General features: G+C 73.7%; 14 protein-coding genes. 10 read left to right on the top strand and 4 right to left on the bottom strand.

Annotated elements, in window-relative coordinates; all coding sequences use genetic code 11:
• Positions 1-15 precede the first annotated feature (15 nt).
• Entirely contained in the window at positions 16-399 is a 384-nt protein-coding gene (locus tag ACWBNA_RS07705; protein ID WP_482703462.1) for a DUF2795 domain-containing protein, read from the bottom strand.
• A 130-nt stretch (positions 400-529) separates the two neighbouring features.
• On the opposite strand from ACWBNA_RS07705, the gene ACWBNA_RS07700 reads away from it, so the two are divergent.
• A complete protein-coding gene (locus ACWBNA_RS07700; protein ID WP_482703461.1) occupies positions 530-715 on the top strand; it encodes a hypothetical protein in 186 nt (61 codons plus the stop codon).
• Here ACWBNA_RS07700 and ACWBNA_RS07695 read toward each other — a convergent pair.
• Complete coding sequence (locus ACWBNA_RS07695) at positions 669-2,465, bottom strand: thiamine pyrophosphate-requiring protein (protein WP_482703460.1); 1,797 nt, start codon at positions 2,463-2,465, stop codon at positions 669-671. The two genes, ACWBNA_RS07700 and ACWBNA_RS07695, sit on opposite strands and share 47 nt — an antisense overlap.
• 249 nt (positions 2,466-2,714) lie before the next feature.
• Here ACWBNA_RS07695 and ACWBNA_RS07690 point away from each other — a divergent pair, with 249 nt between their 5' ends.
• The 4 genes from ACWBNA_RS07690 to ACWBNA_RS07675 all read left to right on the top strand — a co-directional run bounded on the left by ACWBNA_RS07690 (position 2,715) and on the right by ACWBNA_RS07675 (position 6,898).
• Positions 2,715-3,509 (top strand): RNA polymerase sigma factor SigF, encoded by a 795-nt coding sequence (locus ACWBNA_RS07690; protein WP_482703459.1) that lies wholly within the window; start codon positions 2,715-2,717, stop codon positions 3,507-3,509.
• A 159-nt stretch (positions 3,510-3,668) separates the two neighbouring features.
• Positions 3,669-4,415, top strand: a complete 747-nt coding sequence (locus ACWBNA_RS07685; RefSeq protein ID WP_482703458.1) for a hypothetical protein — start codon at positions 3,669-3,671, stop codon at positions 4,413-4,415.
• A 168-nt stretch (positions 4,416-4,583) separates the two neighbouring features.
• Positions 4,584-5,831: an aminotransferase class I/II-fold pyridoxal phosphate-dependent enzyme gene (locus ACWBNA_RS07680; RefSeq protein WP_482703457.1), complete on the top strand. Its 1,248-nt coding sequence runs from the start codon at positions 4,584-4,586 to the stop codon at positions 5,829-5,831.
• Positions 5,828-6,898: an MBL fold metallo-hydrolase gene (locus ACWBNA_RS07675; RefSeq protein ID WP_482703455.1), complete on the top strand. Its 1,071-nt coding sequence runs from the start codon at positions 5,828-5,830 to the stop codon at positions 6,896-6,898. The genes ACWBNA_RS07680 and ACWBNA_RS07675 overlap by 4 nt, the downstream gene beginning before the upstream one ends.
• Here ACWBNA_RS07675 and ACWBNA_RS07670 read toward each other — a convergent pair.
• Positions 6,895-7,521 carry a DedA family protein gene (locus ACWBNA_RS07670; RefSeq protein WP_482703454.1) on the bottom strand — a complete coding sequence of 209 codons (627 nt, stop codon included), beginning with the start codon at positions 7,519-7,521 and terminating at the stop codon, positions 6,895-6,897. The two genes, ACWBNA_RS07675 and ACWBNA_RS07670, sit on opposite strands and share 4 nt — an antisense overlap.
• Entirely contained in the window at positions 7,518-8,291 is a 774-nt protein-coding gene (locus tag ACWBNA_RS07665) for an MBL fold metallo-hydrolase (protein ID WP_482703453.1), read from the bottom strand. The genes ACWBNA_RS07670 and ACWBNA_RS07665 overlap by 4 nt, the downstream gene beginning before the upstream one ends.
• 84 nt (positions 8,292-8,375) lie before the next feature.
• On the opposite strand from ACWBNA_RS07665, the gene ACWBNA_RS07660 reads away from it, so the two are divergent.
• The 5 genes from ACWBNA_RS07660 to ACWBNA_RS07640 all read left to right on the top strand — a co-directional run bounded on the left by ACWBNA_RS07660 (position 8,376) and on the right by ACWBNA_RS07640 (position 14,556).
• Entirely contained in the window at positions 8,376-8,807 is a 432-nt protein-coding gene (locus ACWBNA_RS07660; RefSeq protein WP_482703452.1) for a hypothetical protein, read from the top strand.
• A gap of 96 nt (positions 8,808-8,903) precedes the next feature.
• Positions 8,904-11,006 (top strand): phage holin family protein, encoded by a 2,103-nt coding sequence (locus ACWBNA_RS07655; protein ID WP_482703451.1) that lies wholly within the window; start codon positions 8,904-8,906, stop codon positions 11,004-11,006.
• A gap of 202 nt (positions 11,007-11,208) precedes the next feature.
• The gene (locus ACWBNA_RS07650) at positions 11,209-12,270 is read left to right on the top strand and encodes an ATP-binding protein (RefSeq protein ID WP_482703450.1); all 1,062 of its coding nucleotides are present in this window, start codon (positions 11,209-11,211) and stop codon (positions 12,268-12,270) included.
• Entirely contained in the window at positions 12,267-14,066 is a 1,800-nt protein-coding gene (locus ACWBNA_RS07645) for a vWA domain-containing protein (RefSeq protein ID WP_482703449.1), read from the top strand. Before ACWBNA_RS07650 ends, ACWBNA_RS07645 begins: the two co-directional genes overlap by 4 nt.
• Before the next feature lie 61 nt (positions 14,067-14,127).
• The gene (locus tag ACWBNA_RS07640; RefSeq protein WP_482703448.1) at positions 14,128-14,556 is read left to right on the top strand and encodes an OsmC family protein; all 429 of its coding nucleotides are present in this window, start codon (positions 14,128-14,130) and stop codon (positions 14,554-14,556) included.
• The last annotated feature ends 23 nt before the right edge of the window (positions 14,557-14,579 follow it).

Here is a 14,579-nt window from a genome sequence, read left to right as displayed (position 1 = left end):
CGAAGTCGGCCGCCACTAGGCGCCCTCCCTCCTGGTCAGCGTCCGCGCCAGTTCCTGCACGGTGGCGTAGGACTCGTTGCGGGGCAGTCCCTCCACGGCCTCGACGAGGACGTCGGGAGCGTTCTTGCGGCGCAGGGTGCCTGCCAGCTCCACCGGAGTGGCCGGGAAGGAACTGCGGCCCAGGATCCGGGCCAGTTCCAGGCGGACGGTCTCCAGCGACGCCCCGGCCCGGCCCGGTGCCACGGGCCCGCCCCAGACCGCCGGATCGTCGTCGGCGGTCGGCTCCGGGTCGTGCCACTCCTCGCTGCGCGTGGGGTGGCCGGACCTGAGCAGACCCTGCAGTTCGTGCTTCATCTCGTCATCGCGATGACGGCTCAGCCGGTCGCTGCCTCGTTGCATGGCTCCCTCCAAGAACTTCGGGGTGGGCACCGCGTACCCGAGGACCGGACACCGACACGGGGTTTGCCCCGCCGATGCCGGGAGACCCGGTCCCGCACCCCCCGCGCACATTCCTGGAAAAGGACAGGCCATGGCGCTGCTCGCTGTGATCATCCCGTTCCTCATGCTCGGCGTGGTGCTGGCACTGGGCCGCTACGAGGAACTGCTGCTGCCCGAGGAGGACGCCGACCGGTACGAACCGGTCGCCGCCCCGTCCCCGGCCGTTGCCGCTACTTCTTCTCGCGGCCCGGCAGGAACTCCTGCATCTTCGCCTTGAACCCCCGCTTGACCACGGCCCCGCGATCCGCGTCCCCCTTGAGGATCGACGCGGCCGTGGCCTCCATCTGCTCCCAGGTGGCGTGCGGCGGGATCGGCGGTACGGCGGGGTCGGTGAGGAACTCGATCACCGCCGGGCCATCCGCGTCCAGGCCGGCCCGCCAGCCCGCCTCGACGTCCTCCGGCTTCTCCACCCGGATCCCGGTCAGCCCGAGCGAGCGGGCGAACGCGGCGTACTGCACGTCCGGCAGCTGCTGCGAGGGCAGGAAGGACGGGGCGCCCTCCATGGCCCGCATCTCCCACGTGACCTGATTGAGGTCGTGGTTGTTCCAGACGGCGACGACCAGCCGCGGGTCCTCCCACAGGTCGCGGTACTTCGCCGCTGTGATCATCTCGGCCAGGCCGTTCATCTGCATCGCCCCGTCCCCGACCAGCGCGATCACCGGCCGGTCCGGGTGCGCGAACTTCGCGCCGATCGCGTACGGCACCCCGCAGCCCATAGTCGCGAGCGTCCCGGACAGCGAGCCGCGCATCCCGGAGCGCATCGTCAGGTGCCGCGCGTACCAGTTCGCCGTGGAGCCGGAGTCGGAGGTGACGATCGCGTCGGACGGCAGCAGCGGATCCAGCGTGCGCGCCACGTACTCGGGGTTGATCGGGTCGGCCGACAGCTGGGCCCGCCGCTCCATCACCTCGCGCCAGCGCGACACGTTGTCACGCACCGTGTCGGACCACTCGCGCCCGCCGCGGTCCGCGTCCAGCATCGAGATCAGCCGCTGCAGCGTGGACTTCGCGTCGCCGACGAGATTCACCTCGTACGGATACCGCATCCCGACCATGTGCGGGTCGATGTCGATCTGCACGCCCCGCGCCTTGCCGAACTCCGGCAGGAACTGCGTGTACGGGAAGGACGACCCGATGGTCAGCAGGGTGTCGCAGTCCCGCATCAGCTCGTACGACGGACGCGTCCCGAGCAGCCCGATCGAGCCGGTGACGTACGGCAGTTCGTCGCTCAGGGCGTCCTTGCCGAGCAGCGCCTTGGCGACGCCCGCGCCGAGCAGCTCGGCGATGTGCTCCACCTCGGCCCGCGCGCCGGACGCGCCCTGACCGACCAGGATCGCCGGCTTGTCCCCGGCGTTGAGGATCTCCGCCGCCCGCCTGAGGGACTCGTCGGACGGAACCGACGTCCAGGAACCGAGGTCCAGGCTGGAGGGCACCATCTTGAACTCGTGCGTGGGCGGCGAGTAGTCGAGCTCCTGCACATCGCCCGGGATGATGATCGCCGTCGGACAGCGGCGGGCGTACGCGGTACGGATCGCCCGGTCCAGCACGTTCGGCAGCTGCTCGGGGACCGTCACCGTCTCCACGAACTCCGAGGCGACGTCCTTGAACAGGGAGTGCAGGTCCACCTCCTGCTGGTAGGAGCCGCCCATCGCGGTGCGGTGCGTCTGGCCGACGATCGCCAGCACCGGCACGTGGTCGAGCTTGGCGTCGTACAGGCCGTTCAGGAGATGGATCGCGCCGGGCCCCGAGGTCGCCGCGCACACTCCGATCCGACCGCTGAACTTGGCGTAGCCGACCGCCTGGAACGCGGACATCTCCTCGTGCCGGGACTGGACGAAGCGGGGCTGGTTGTCGGCCCGCCCCCAGGCGGCGAGCAGGCCGTTGATGCCGTCGCCGGGATAGCCGAAGACGTGCTCCACACCCCACTCCCGCAACCGCTCCAGGACGTGGTCGGAGACCTTGGTGCTCATGTACGGACCTCCCGGTCATGGGTGACACAGGCAGCACCCCTACGAGTCACCCTGCGCGTCCACGGAAAACCTGCCCGGTGTTTGCGTCCGGGGGCCGGGGGCAGGCGCACTGGCAGTGCTTCGGACCGGAGGCACGTCCGTGGGAGCGGCGGGACGCCGCCACGGCCGCGTCCGTCCGCACCGCGGACGCCCCCTCCCCACGGTGACCGTCCATCCCAGAGGACCCCTCCCAGGGAGTTGCGACGCACCATGTCCACCAAAGTGAGCGCGAAGCACCCGCACGACGACGCACCCGACACGGCAGAGGCGTTCCGCACGCTCGCCGAGCTCGCCCCCGGCCCGCGGCGCGACACCCTCCGCGGCCAGATCGTCGAGGCCTGGCTGCCCATGGCCGATCGGCTCGCCGGCCGCTTCCGCAGCCGCGGCGAGAGCCTCGACGACCTGCGCCAGGTCGCGGCCCTCGGCCTGGTCAAGGCCGTCGACCGGTACGACCCCGAACTCGGCAACGCCTTCGAGAGCTACGCCGTGCCCACCATCACCGGCGAGATCAAGCGGCATTTCCGCGACCACATGTGGACCCTGCACGTGCCGCGCCGCGTCCAGGACCTGCGCAACCGGGTCCGCTTCGCCAGCCAGGACCTGTCCCAGAGCATCCCGGGCCGCCGGCCCACCGTCGCGGAGATCGCCGAGTACGCCGACCTCAGCGAGGAGGACGTCCGGGCGGGCCTGGAGGCCTTGGAGAGCTTCACCGCGCTCTCCCTGGACGCGGAGCTGCCCGGCAGCGAGGACGGCTACTCGCTCAGCGACGCGCTGGGCTCGCCCGACCCCGCGCTGGACACGGTCGTGGACCGCGAGGCGGTCAAGCCCCGGCTGGCCGCCCTGCCCGAGCGTGAGCGGGCGATCCTCTACATGCGGTTCTTCGGGGACATGACACAGAGCCGGATCGCCGAGCAGCTGGGCATCTCGCAGATGCACGTGTCCCGGCTGATCAGCCGCTGCTGCGGGCGGATGAGGGAACAGATCATGCGGGACACCGCCGCCTGACACCGCGAGGGCGAGGGGGCCTCGCGGTGTCACCCGCTCGGCGGTCCCCGTCGCGCGAATGGTGTCCGGCCGCGCGCGACCGAGCCGAGGGCGGGCTGTGATGGGGGCGGGGACACGGCGGTCGTGCCCCCGCAGCCGTCGGCCGAAGGAGCCCTCCCCATGCGCCGCAGCGCCCGTGCCCTGTCCGCCGCCGTCCTGGCCGGTGCCGTCCTGGGCATCGCCGTACCGGCCGCCCTCGCGGAGCCGGCCGCCGAGGTCGCACCGAGCAGCGTCTCCCCGGGCGGCAGCGTCACCGTCTCCGTCACCTGCGACCCGACCGGCGGCTCACCGCCCGACACGATCGACGCCACCTCCGAGGCCTTCGAGACGGGCACCCTCCCCCTGCGGCTGGTCTCCGGCGGCGACGACGAACTCTCCGGCCCCGCCTACAGCGCCACCGCCGAGATCGCCCCCGCGGAAAGCCTCGAAGGCGCCGTCGACGGGGTCGGCCAGGACTCCGCGTGGACCGTCGACGGCACCTGCCCCGCGGCACCGGGCGGGAAAGGCGCGCAGTGGAGCGCCACGTTCACGGTGTCCCACGGGAGCGGCAAGCAGTGCGGCACCGAATCCCACGGCGACTCCTGCGCCTCCACCAGCCCCTGCGACGACGCGCACACCGGCTCCTGCCCTCCGACCCCGGCCTGCGTCGAGCCGCACACCGACTCCTGCCTGCCCACCGCCGCCTGCGTCGAGTCGCACACCGACTCCTGCGGCGGCGCCGTCGTCCAGCGCGGCGTGCGGGCCGGCGAAGGCGGCACCTTCACCGACTCGGTGCCCGCCCTGGCCGCCGGCGGCCTGCTGATCGCGGGGGCGCTCGGCGGCGCCGTGTACCGGCTGCGCCGGAAGGGACCCGCCACCGACGACTGACACCGCCGTAGCCGCCGTGTGACCCGCGCAACCCGGATCGACGCCCATGCCACGGCGCCTGTCGGGGTAGTCACAGACCGAGGGCACCACCCGCACCGCACGAGCCACCCGACCCGTCCGGGCGAAGACCACTGCAGAAGAGAGAAGCCCCCCACCCCGGAGGTACGCATGCCGCGGACGGACCCGGAAGGCCACGGCCCCGTCCGCTTCGGGCCACCGCTTCCCGAGGACGGGCTGCCCGTGCTGCCCGAGCTGTCCGCCGTACTGGCCGCGGCCGCGGGCCGCGCCGGCAGCGAACCGGTCGGCGGCGGCAGGCCCCTTCTGGAGGCGGCGTGCGGCTACTGGGACCGGCGGGGCCTGCCCACCGAACCCGACCGCGTGGTCGCCGCCCCCGGCTCGCCGTCCCTGCTGCTCGCGCTGACCGCCGCCCTCGGCGGGGACGTCCTGGTGCCGCGCCCCTGCGCCGCCTGGTGGGCGCCGTACGCACGCCTGCTGGGAAGACCCGCCTTCCATGTCGCGACACCGGCGGAATGCGGCGGGGTCCCGGACTCGTACGCCCTCCTGGAGACCGTCCGCCGGGTCCGTGAGGAAGGCGGGGACCCGCGGCTGCTCGTACTCTCCGTCGCCGACGACCCGACCGCCACCGTGGCCCCGCCCGAGCTGCTGCACGAGTCCCTCGAGGCCGCCGCGGCGGAGAACCTGCACCTGGTCAGCGACGAGACCTGGCGCGACACCCTGCACCTCCCGCACGACACCGTCCTGGTCAGCCCGGCCGAGATGCTGCCCGCCCAGGTCACCGTCGTCACCGACCTGGCCGGCGCCCTGCTGCCCACCGGCTGGCCGGCCGCCGTCGCCCGCTTCCCCGAGGGCGAGGCCGGCGACGCCCTGCGCGCGCGTGTGCTCGACGTGCTCACCGCGCTCGGCGCCCGCGTCGCCGCCCCGGTCGCCGCCGCCGCCACGTACGCCCTGACGGAACCCGAGCCGGTGAGGGCCCGCGTCGCAGCCGCCGTACGCCTGCACGCGCGCGTGGCCGCCGCCGCGCACACGGCCGTCGTCACGGCGGGAGCCCTGGCCCTGCCCCCGCAGGCCGGCCGCCACCTCTACGTCGACCTCGGTCCGCTGCGCACCGCGCTCACCGGGCACGGCATCGGCGACGCCCAGGAACTGGAGGACTACCTCACCGCCCGGCTCGGCATGCCCGCACCGGGCGGCCACCGCTTCGGCGACGACCTCGGGGCGCTGCGCGTGCGGCTGTCCACGGGCCCGCTGCTGGGCGGCACCGACGAGGAGAACGCCACCTGCCTCGGTTCACCTTCGCCGTTGGAACTGCCCCACGTGCGACGCGCGTTGGTCCTCCTGGAATCGGTCTTCGACGATCTCCGCGACGACGCTCAGCGATGGGAGCCTCCTCGATGACGCAGCAGTCAGAGTCGACCACGAGCACCCCCGACCACGACACCGACGCCCCGGCGGCCCCGTCCTCCCTCACGCCTGCCTCCTCCTTCGTGTCCCTCCCCGCCCCGAGGCCGCTCGGCGAACGCCGGGTGTGGCCGCGCTCCTTCCACGACCGGCTGACCGCCCCGCTGCCCGACCTGAAGTCGATGGCCCGCTTCGCCCGCGAGGGCTCCATCCGCCCCGGCCGCGAGGGCCTCGCGGACATCCCCCGGCTGCCCTTCGCACCGGCCCCGCTGCCCCGCGTGGACGCGCGCACCATCGCCGTCTCCTGGGCGGGGCACGCCAGTTGGGTGGTGCGGATCGGCGGTCTGACCGTCCTCACCGACCCGGTCTGGTCCCGCCGCATCCTCGGCACCCCGGCCCGCATCACCCCCGTCGGCATCGCCTGGAGCGACCTGCCGCGCATCGACGCCGTCGTCATCAGCCACAACCACTACGACCACCTGGACGCCCCCACCCTGCGCCGACTCCCGCGCGAGACCCCGGTGTTCGTGCCGGCCGGGCTGGCCCGCTGGTTCCACCGCCGCCGCTTCACGAACGTCACGGAGCTGGACTGGTGGGAGGCGGCCGAACTGCACGGCGTCCGCCTCGACTTCGTGCCCGCCCACCACTGGTCCAAGCGCTCCCTCACTGACACCTGCCGCACCCTGTGGGGCGGCTGGGTGCTCACCGATCCCGACGGACAGCGCGTCTACTTCGCGGGCGACACGGGATACGGCCACTGGTTCACCCGCATCGGACAGCGCTACCCCGGCATCGACCTCGCCCTGCTGCCCATCGGCGCCTACGACCCCCGCTGGTGGCTCAGCGACGTCCACTGCGACCCGGAAGAGGCGGTGCGCGCCGCGCGGGACCTCGGGGCACGGCGCATGGCCCCCATGCACTGGGCGACGTTCGTGCTGTCCGCGGAGCCGGTGCTCGAACCGCTCACCCGGGTCCGGGCGGCCTGGGAGAAGGCGGCCCTGCACCGCGAGGACCTGTGGGACCTGCCGGTGGGAGGCTCCCGGATCCTCGACGAGGGGCCCTAGGCCTTCGCGGGACGGCGGACCCGCTTCCACACACTCGGCGCCGCGCTGATCACCACGGTCAGCGCGACCGCCGCGAGCACGCCCTGCCAGGGCTCGCTGAACAGCGATCCGCCCAGGATCCCGATCAGCTGGTACGTCACCGCCCAGGCCAGGCAGGCCGGGAGGTTGCCGCGGGCGAAGCGGCGCATCGGCCACTTCGCCATCAGGCAGGCCAGCATGACCGGGATCCGGCCGGCCGGCACCAGCCGGGACAGCACCAGGACCGCCACCCCGTGACCGGCCAGCTTCGCCTGGGCCTGAGCGAGCCGGTCCTCGGGCGCACGCGAGCGGATCGCCTCCAGCCAGCGCGAGCCGTTCTTCGAGCGCATGCCGCGCCGCCCCAGCCAGTACAGGGTGATGTCACCGAGGAACGCGGCCGCCGAGGCCGTCACGAACACCAGCGCCAACGCGAACGGCGCCGTCTGGTGAAAGGCCACCACGGCCGCCGAACTCACCAGCGCCCCCGTCGGCACCACCGGTATCAGCGCCCCGAGCAGCACCAGCACGAACAGCGTCGGATAGCCGATCGCCTGCTGGGTGGACTCCGGCGTCACACCGGTCGAGACGGCCGCGAGCCACGTCACCGGGCGGCCTCCAGCCGCACACTCTCCCCGTGCCCGAGCCGGTGCACCGACACCCGCGGCGCCCGCTGGGCCGCGAGGCGCACGAACTCGTCGCCCGGCGTGTGGAACTCGTGCGGACGCACCGCGTCCATCCCGATCGGCCAGTACGTCCCGTAGTGCACGGGCACCGCACTGCGCGGCGCCAGCCGGGCCAGCGCCTCCGCGGCCCGCCCCGCGTCCAGGTGCCCCTCGCCGAGGTAGGGGCCCCAGCCGCCCACCGGCAGCAACGCCACGTCGACCGGGCCGACCTCCTTCGCCATCTCGTCGAACAGGCCGGTGTCCCCGGCGAAGTACGTCCGGCCCTCGCCCTCCACGACGAAGCCGAGGGCGGGGGAGTGGTGCGGCCCGAGCGGCAGCCGCCTGCCGTCGTGCCGGGCCGGCACGACCCGCACCAGCAGGTCGCCGATTCTCGTCTCGTCCCCGGGAGCCACCTCGCTCACCCTCAGATGCGCGAGCCGGCGCAGCCCCGGCACCGACCGTGGTGCGCCCCGGGGCACGAGCAGGCGCGTGCCCGGTGCCAGCCGCGCCAGCGAGGGCACGTGCAGATGGTCGGCGTGCAGATGGGACACCAGCGCGACGTCCGCACGCCAGGCGCCGGGCGGCGGCAACGCCCCGCGACGGCGCCGCAGATGAGCGAGGCGGCGGGCGAACAGAGGGTCGGTGAGCACACGAACGTCCGAGTCCGTGACCGTGCACGTGGCGTGACCCCACCAGGTGATCTCCACCGGCACCTCTTTGCCTCCTTCGCGCGACTCCCCGAAGCCTACGGGCAGGAGTAGGGTCGGCGGCGAAACCCGGAGGTGAGGGGGGACTCCATGGGAGAGGTTCGCGGTGCCTCGGGCACGCGCCCGCCGTTGCGTGTCACGGCGATCGCCAGCCTGACGCCCCTGGAGGCGCTCGACGACGACCCCTTCCTGGTGGACTCCCGCAGCCAGCACGCGATGTGCGCCCGCTGGGCCGCCGAACGCGGCTACGTCGTCACCCGGGAACTCCTCGTGTGCGGGCTCCGGCCCGACCACGGCGTCCTGTGGGAGGGCGTCCGGCCCGGCCGCGACGTGTTCGTCGCCCCGAGCCTGCGCGTCCTGCACAGCGCCCTGTCGTCGGTCGACGAGTTCACCGCCGAGTGCACGCGCCGCGGGGTGCGGGTCGAGACGGTGGGACGCGCGGAACCGTCGTACGACGCCCAGATGAAAGCCCGGGTGCACCGGAGACTGTCCATGCCGACAGCCGGGTACGACGGGCGCTAGCCCCGCCGGGCAGGCCGCTCGGACAGACCCGTATGACAGGCTTGCCCCGGGCCCGCACCGATGACGGGCCGGGCCGGGACGTGAGGTGTGCAGGGCGTGCGTGGAGGGCGTTGGCGGCGGGTCGCCAGTCAGGTCGGGCGGAGCGTCGCCGTGTGGGCCGTCTCCACCCTCACGATGCTCGTCCTGGCAGGCATCCTGCCGGACTTCAGGCTCCAGTCCCCCGACGGCGACAGCGCCACCCGGATCGCCGTCACCGCCGCGTTCGGGGCGGGCGCCTTCGGTCTGCTGTCGGCCCTGTTCTGGCCCCTCCTGGTACGCCTCCTGCTGCTCGTCCCCGCCCTGGTGCTGGGCCTGCTGGTCTTCTTCCTCAACGGTGCGCTGCTGCTGCTCGCCCTGCGGCTGAACCCGGCCGAGCAGGGTGACGCCGCCCCGGAGACCGCGGTCGTCGTCGCCGCCGTGATGTCGGCCGTCGCCTCCGCCACCGGCGCCACACTCGCCGTGCGCGACGACGACGCCTACCGGCGCCGCCTGTACCGCCTCGCCGACCGCCGCCGCAGAGGCGGCGCCCCGGCCTGCCCGGCCACCCCCGGCACCGTCTTCCTCCAGCTCGACGGCGTCGGCCACGGCATCCTGCTCGACGCGGTCGGCCAGGGCCTGATGCCCACCGTCGCCCGCTGGCTCGGCACCGGCGACAACGCCGGCGGGGGCGGCGGCCGGGGCCGGCCCACCCACCGGCTCACCGAGTGGCGCACCGACTGGTCCAGCCAGACCGGCGCCAGCCAGCTCGGCATCCTGCACGGCAGCAACCACGACGTGCCCGCCTTCCGCTGGTACGAGAAGGACCGCGGCGAGGTCATGGTCTGCAACCGCCCCACCAGCGCCGCCGAACTCCAGCGCCGCGCCGTCGAGGCCACCGGCGACGGCGGACTGCTCGGCGCCGACGGCGCCAGCCGCGGCAACCTCTTCTCCGGCGGCGCCGACGAACAGGCCCTCGTCCTGTCCATCGCGACCCGCCGCCGCAGCCGCGAGAACCGCTCCAGGGCGGGCTACTTCGCCTACTTCTCCGACCCGGCCAACGCCGTGCGCACCGCCATGTCCTTCGTCGCCGAAGCCGGCCGCGAGATCGCCCAGTCCACCCGGGCCCGCGCCCGCAAGGTCCGCCCGCGCGTGGGACGCGGCGGCCTCTACCCCTTCATCCGCGCCTTCGCGACCGTCGTCGAACGCGACGTCGTCGTCGCCGCGGTGACGGGCGACATGCTCGCCGGCCGCACCGCCGTCTACGCCGACCTCGTCGCGTACGACGAAGTGGCCCACCACTCCGGGCCGACCAGCCGCGACGCCCTCAAGGTCCTCGAACGCCTCGACCGCTCCCTCGCCCTGATCGAGAACGTCACCGAGCACGCCCCGCGCCCGTACCGCATCGTCGTCCTGTCCGACCACGGCCAGAGCCCCGGCGAGACCTTCCGCACCCGCTACGGCCTCACCCTCGGCGACCTGGTCCGGGCCGGCTGCGGGCTGCCCGTGCCCCGCAAGGCCCGGCGCACCCACAGCGGCGCCGAGGCCCGCGCGGCCGTACGCACCGCACTGCACCGGCCCGTCGAGGAGGGCGGCGAACAGTACCGCCCCACCGGCCCCCGCTCGGAGCCCATCGTGCTGGCCTCCGGCAACCTCGGCCTGGTCTCCTTCCCGGACGTTGCGCACCGGATGAGCAAGGAGGAGATCGACGCCCGCCACCCCGCCCTGCTGACCACCCTCGCCAACCACCCCGGCATCGGCTTCCTGCTGGTGCGCAGCGAGGAGCACGGCGGAGTCGTCCTCGGCCCGTTCGGCACCGAGATCCCCCTGGACGAACTCGACGACAACCCCGGCCCGCTCGCCGACTTCGGGCCCGGCGCCGCCGACGCCGTCCGCCGCACGCACTCCTTCCCGCACACCGCCGACATCATGGTCAACTCCTGGTACGACCCCGCCGACGGCGAAGTCCTCGCCTTCGAGGAACAGATCGGCTCGCACGGCGGCCTCGGCGGCGCCCAGGCCAAGGCCTTCCTGCTGTCGCCGCTCGCCCTGTCCGCACCCGCCGAGGACGGCACGCACCTCGCCGGAGCCGAGCACATCCACCGGGTGCTGCGCCGCTGGCTGCGCGAGACGGACGGCCCTCAGGTACCGCTGGCGGCGGGCCAGGACCGAAGCGCCGCCTGAACCCCCCGCGCGTTGCCGGCCTCCCGCCGCCGGTCACCGAGCACGCCTGCCCGCGCCCCGCCCGAAGGCGGCCGCGGTGCCACGACGCCGACACCGGGCCCCGGAAAATGGGCTGCGCCCGCGGGCCGCCGCGCCCACACTGTCCGTACCGGACGCCGCACACCGGCGCGCCCTTCTCGAACATCCCTCCAGGAGCCGCTACTTGCAGGCAGCCGTCACCGTCACGCCCTCCCGCCTCCCCGAGCTGCTGCTCGGCCTCGCCACCGTGCGGCCGGTCTTCGTCTGGGGCGCCCCCGGCATCGGAAAGTCCTCCCTGGTGCGGGACTTCGCCGACTCACTGGGCCTCGAGTGCGTGAGCCTGCTCGGCACCCAGCTCGCCCCCGAGGACCTCATCGGCGTCCCCCAGATCCGCGACGGCCGTTCGGTGTTCTGCCCGCCCGAGACCATCGCCCGCGCCGAGCCGTACTGCCTGTTCCTGGACGAGCTGAACGCGGCCACGCCGGACGTGCAGAAGGCGTTCTACTCGCTGATCCTGGACCGCCGTATCGGCACCTACGAGCTCCCCGAGGGCTCCATCGTCATCGGCGCCGGCAACCGCGCCACCGACAACGCGCTGGCCCGCCCGATCGCCTCCGCCCTCGTCAACCGCCTCACCCACGTGCACCTGGAGGCCTCCGCCAAGGACTGGCTCGTCTGGGCGGCGGGCAACGGCATCCACCCGTGGATCCTCGACCACCTCACCAACCGGCCCGACCACCTGTGGTCCAAGCCGCCGAAGACCGAGGAACCCTTCTCCACACCCCGGTCCTGGCACATGCTCTCCGACGCCCTGCACTCCTTCGGCCAGGGCCTCGACGAGGAGACCCTGAAGGTCCTCGCGCACGGCACGCTGACGCCCGCGCACGCGACCGCCTTCTGCGGCTACGTCAAGATCGTCCGCAGCCGGTTCGGCATCGAGGCGATCCTGCGCGGCGACGCCCGCTGGCCGAACCGCATGGAGGACCGCGACCTGCTCTACTACCTCGCCGAGTCCTTCCGCGGCCGCCTGATCAAGGAACTCCCGGCCGGCAAGGAACACATGTCGGCGAACGGCCGCCAGACCGCCTACCGCGCCAAGTCCCTGCTCGTGCAGCTCGCCGAGATCTCCGTGGAGGTCGCCCAGAGCGTCATCGCCTCCGACGCCGACGGCAACCCCCTCCTGCCCGCCTGGTTCCTCATCGAGGCGGCCCGCGACATGCCCCGGCTGGTGGAGGCCCGCCGATGAGCCGAGGCGGCAAGCGGGCCATGCCCAGGAGGGACCCGGCCGCCGAGGCGTGCGCCGAGGGCCTGCGGCTGGTGCGGGCGAACCCGGCGCTCGCCGCGATCGACGCCACGACGTGCCGCGACGAGGAGTGCGAGCTGGCTCCCCGGGACGGCCTCGCCCGCGTCACCTCCAACGGCCGGGTGCACCTGCACCCCACCCGCCTCGCGGAGCCCGACGCCTGGGCCTGGGCCATCGCCCACGCCCTCCTCCACCTCGGCTTCGGCCACGTCCCCGCCGCCCACGGCGAGCGCGTCCAGCCCGACCGCCACGACCTCGCCGCCCGCTGCACGGTCGTCAACCGCTTCCTGCTGACCTCTCCCGTAGGCCGGGCGCCGGACCATCTGCCGCCGTCCTACCCCGGCGGTGACGAGGAGCAGCTCGCCGCCGGCTGGCGGCGAGCCGGCATCCCGGGCGCGTACGAGCACTGCGGTACGGCGGGCGGAGAGGCCGACCAGCTCCTGGTGCCCTGGAGCAAGTGGGACCCGCACGTGCCCGACTGGCAGGCGGCGTTCGCGACCGCCCTGACCCGCACCCTGTCCACCGCCCTCGACCTGGCGGGCGGCCGCCGCGACTCCATGACCGGCGGCCCCACCCGACTGCGGCCCTGGGAACGGGCGTTGAGCTGGTTCGTGTCCTCCTACCCGCTGCTGGGCGGCATCGCGGCCGGCATCCGACTCGTCGCCGACGCCGAACTCGCCCGCGCCCACGGCATCTCCGTCGCCGCGGTGAACGCCGAGGCGGGGGAGATCTACGTGAACCCCCTGCGCGAACTGGACGACGAGGAATGGCGGTTCGTCCTCGCGCACGAGATGCTGCACGCGGCCCTGCGGCACGGCGACCGCTGCGGCACCCGCGACCCGTACCTCTTCAACGTCGCCTGCGACTACGTCATCAACGGCTGGCTGACCGAGATGCAGGTCGGCACCATGCCCGCGGGCCTGCTCCACGACCCGGAACTGACCGGCCTGTCCGCGGAGGAGGTCTACGACCGCATCGCCGTCGACCTGCGGCGGATGCGCCGCCTGTCCACGCTGCGCGGCAAGGGCCGCGGCGACATCCTGGGCGGCCCGCTCCGCCCGCCCGGCGAATGCGTCGACCTCGACGAGTTCTACCGGCGCGGCCTCGCCCACGGCCTCGACCTGCACCAAGGGCAGGACCGCGGTTTCCTGCCCGGCGGCCTGGTCCAGGAGATCCGCGCCCTCAGCCACCCGCCGCTGCCCTGGGACGCGCGACTGGCCCGCTGGTTCGACGAGTTCGTGCCCCGTCCGGAGCCGGTGCGGTCGTTCGCGCGTCCCTCCCGCCGCCAGGCGGCCACCCCCGACATCCCGCGCGCGGGACGGTACTTCCCGCCCGAGGAGATCGCCCGCTGCACCTTCGGCGTCGTCCTCGACACCTCCGGCTCCATGGACCGGACCCTGCTCGGCAAGGCGCTGGGCGCGATCGCCTCGTACGCCGAGGCCCGCGACGTACCGGCCGCCCGGGTCGTGTTCTGCGACGCCGCCCCGCACGACGCCGGCTACCTGCCGGTCACGGACATCGCCGGCCGGGTGCGGGTGCACGGCCGGGGCGGCACCGTGCTGCAGCCCGGCATCGACCTGCTGCACCGCGCCGACGACTTCCCGCCCGCCGCACCCATCCTGGTGATCACCGACGGCTGGTGCGACGTCCTGCGGGTGCGGCGCGAGCACGCCTACCTGATCCCGCAGGGGGCGCGGCTGCCGTTCAGCGTCCGCGGACCGGTCTTCCGGGTGAGCTGAGCCGGAGTGTGATCGTATGGAGTCCGAAACTCGGATTCGGGACCACAGGAAAGGAATGACCGTGGCAACCACGCGCTCCGCACACACCGTCTGGGAAGGCAACCTGCTCGAGGGCAACGGAGTCGTCACCTTCGACTCCTCCGGCGCCATCGACGAGCAGCCGGTGACGTGGGCTGCTCGCACGCAGGAGGCGAACGGCAAGACCAGCCCCGAGGAGCTGATCGCGGCCGCCCACTCCAGCTGCTTCTCCATGGCGTTCTCGCACGCCCTGGCCGGGGCCGGCACCCCGCCCACCAAGCTCGTCACCTCCGCCGACGTCACCTTCCAGCCAGGAGAGGGCATCACCGGCATCCACCTCACCGTCGAGGGCACCGTGCCGGGCCTGGACGAGGACGGCTTCCTCGCCGCCGCCGAGGACGCCAAGGTGAACTGCCCCGTCAGCCAGGCCCTGAAGGCCGTACCGATCACCCTGTCCGCGAAGCTCGCCTGACCGGACCCGCACACCACGACCGT

It is taken from the genome of Streptomyces sp. Q2 (assembly GCF_056820935.1).
Note: the sequence above shows the minus strand (reverse complement) of the source record. Positions and strands in the feature narration are given on the sequence as shown.

Excerpts from the sequence above, each read along its gene's own strand:
- ACWBNA_RS07690 (WP_482703459.1), top strand. The coding sequence starts at position 2,715 with ATGTCCACCAAAGTGAGCGCGAAGCACCCGCACGACGACGCACCCGAC.
- ACWBNA_RS07675 (WP_482703455.1), top strand. The coding sequence starts at position 5,828 with ATGACGCAGCAGTCAGAGTCGACCACGAGCACCCCCGACCACGACACC.
- ACWBNA_RS07705 (WP_482703462.1), bottom strand. The coding sequence starts at position 399 with ATGCAACGAGGCAGCGACCGGCTGAGCCGTCATCGCGATGACGAGATG.
- ACWBNA_RS07660 (WP_482703452.1), top strand. The coding sequence starts at position 8,376 with ATGGGAGAGGTTCGCGGTGCCTCGGGCACGCGCCCGCCGTTGCGTGTC.
- ACWBNA_RS07700 (WP_482703461.1), top strand. The coding sequence starts at position 530 with ATGGCGCTGCTCGCTGTGATCATCCCGTTCCTCATGCTCGGCGTGGTG.
- ACWBNA_RS07645 (WP_482703449.1), top strand. The coding sequence starts at position 12,267 with ATGAGCCGAGGCGGCAAGCGGGCCATGCCCAGGAGGGACCCGGCCGCC.
- ACWBNA_RS07680 (WP_482703457.1), top strand. The coding sequence starts at position 4,584 with ATGCCGCGGACGGACCCGGAAGGCCACGGCCCCGTCCGCTTCGGGCCA.
- ACWBNA_RS07685 (WP_482703458.1), top strand. The coding sequence starts at position 3,669 with ATGCGCCGCAGCGCCCGTGCCCTGTCCGCCGCCGTCCTGGCCGGTGCC.
- ACWBNA_RS07695 (WP_482703460.1), bottom strand. The coding sequence starts at position 2,465 with ATGAGCACCAAGGTCTCCGACCACGTCCTGGAGCGGTTGCGGGAGTGG.